The following is a 1,371-nucleotide window of genomic DNA, read 5'->3' as shown; positions in this document are numbered from 1 at the left end:
CTTGACATCCCGCTGACCGGCCTAGAGATAGGCTTTTCCCTTCGGGGACAGCGGTGACAGGTGGTGCATGGTTGTCGTCAGCTCGTGTCGTGAGATGTTGGGTTAAGTCCCGCAACGAGCGCAACCCTTGATCTTAGTTGCCAGCATTCAGTTGGGCACTCTAAGGTGACTGCCGGTGATAAACCGGAGGAAGGTGGGGATGACGTCAAATCATCATGCCCCTTATGACCTGGGCTACACACGTGCTACAATGGACGGTACAGAGGGTCGCAACCCCGCGAGGGTGAGCAAATCCCATAAAACCGTTCTCAGTTCGGATTGTAGGCTGCAACTCGCCTACATGAAGCCGGAATCGCTAGTAATCGTGGATCAGCATGCCACGGTGAATACGTTCCCGGGCCTTGTACACACCGCCCGTCACACCACGAGAGTTTGTAACACCCGAAGTCGGTGGGGTAACCCGTAAGGGAGCCAGCCGCCGAAGGTGGGACAGATGATTGGGGTGAAGTCGTAACAAGGTAGCCGTATCGGAAGGTGCGGCTGGATCACCTCCTTTCTAAGGATAATATCGGAATACGCAGGAAGTAGGATCTTCTACTAAGTTCGCCACGTCTTGTGGCAACGTAGAAGTCAGCACATCCTGTGCAAGTCTTAACGTTTTGCAGTTCAGTTTTGAATGTTCATATTATATATGGAAATTCAAAGAGGGCCTATAGCTCAGCTGGTTAGAGCGCACGCCTGATAAGCGTGAGGTCGATGGTTCGAGTCCATTTAGGCCCACCATACCCTTTTAGATTTCGGGGGCCTTAGCTCAGCTGGGAGAGCGCCTGCCTTGCACGCAGGAGGTCAGCGGTTCGATCCCGCTAGGCTCCACCAAAGTTTATAATTTGTTCTTTGAAAACTGGATAAAACGACATTGAAACAATAAACAACAAGAAATTCTGTTGTGATTATTTACGTAATCACGACGTGTAAGACTTTTTAACTTTTAGGTTAAGTTAATAAGGGCGCACGGTGAATGCCTTGGCACTAGGAGTCGACGAAGGACGGCACTAACACCGATATGCTTCGGGGAGCTGTAAGTGAGCTTTGATCCGGAGATTTCCGAATGGGGAAACCCACTGTTCGTAATGGAGCAGTACATTTGCGTGAATACATAGCGCATCTGAGACACACCCAGGGAACTGAAACATCTAAGTACCTGGAGGAAGAGAAAGAAAAATCGATTCCCTGAGTAGCGGCGAGCGAAACGGGAATAGCCCAAACCAAAAGGCTTGCCTTTTGGGGTTGTAGGACACTCTACATAGAGTTACAAAGGAATGAGTTAGACGAAGCGATCTGGAAAGGTCCGCAGGATAGGGTAAAAGCCCC

2 tRNA genes and 2 rRNA genes are annotated in these 1,371 nt (G+C 50.1%); all 4 read left to right on the top strand.

The features are described 5' to 3' along the window. Window positions 1-556: ribosomal RNA gene (locus LDK52_RS19890) — 16S ribosomal RNA — on the top strand; the annotation flags it as partial. A gap of 150 nt (window positions 557-706) precedes the next feature. Beyond that, window positions 707-783 (top strand) — tRNA-Ile (locus LDK52_RS19885). Window positions 784-800: 17 nt separating this feature from the next. Next, window positions 801-876: transfer RNA gene (locus LDK52_RS19880), tRNA-Ala, on the top strand. 115 nt (window positions 877-991) lie between these two features. Beyond that, window positions 992-1,371, top strand: a 23S ribosomal RNA gene (locus tag LDK52_RS19875); the annotation flags it as partial.

It is taken from the genome of Psychrobacillus antarcticus (genome assembly GCF_029533155.1).
GTDB classification, from domain to species: domain Bacteria; phylum Bacillota; class Bacilli; order Bacillales_A; family Planococcaceae; genus Psychrobacillus; species Psychrobacillus antarcticus.
Note: the sequence above shows the minus strand (reverse complement) of the source record. Positions and strands in the feature narration are given on the sequence as shown.